Source organism: Roseibium sp. AWQ4_254, from assembly GCF_056161025.1.
Window position 1 is genome coordinate 1 of the sequence record NZ_JBSWYH010000105.1, and the last position, 521, is coordinate 521.

General features: G+C 57.8%; 1 protein-coding gene. It reads right to left on the bottom strand.

From position 1 onward, the window contains the following. Positions 1-518: GTP-binding protein (locus ACXAIC_RS24810; protein ID WP_475187120.1), on the bottom strand; the 518-nt coding region annotated here is incomplete at its 3' end. Positions 519-521 lie beyond the last annotated feature (3 nt).

Consider the following 521-nt stretch of genomic DNA (forward strand, 5'->3'; position numbering starts at 1 on the left):
CCCTTCACGATCGGAATGTCGTCACCCGGGAACTCGTAGGAAGACAGCAGCTCGCGGATTTCCATTTCAACCAGCTCAAGCAGCTCTTCGTCGTCGACCTGGTCAACCTTGTTCATGAAAACAACAAGCGCCGGAACGCCAACCTGACGGGCAAGCAGGATGTGCTCGCGCGTCTGCGGCATCGGGCCGTCTGCCGAAGACACAACCAGAATGCCGCCATCCATCTGCGCAGCACCCGTGATCATGTTCTTCACGTAGTCAGCGTGACCCGGGCAGTCAACGTGAGCGTAGTGACGGTTTTCCGTCTCATACTCAACATGCGCCGTGGAGATCGTGATCCCGCGAGCCTTTTCTTCAGGCGCGCCGTCAATCTCGTCATACGCTTTGGCTTCAGCGCCGCCGGCTTCGGCAAGCGTCATCGTGATTGCTGCTGTCAGCGTCGTCTTGCCATGGTCAACGTGGCCAATCGTGCCAATGTTAACGTGCGGCTTCGTGCGCTCAAATTTTTCCTTCGCCATCGG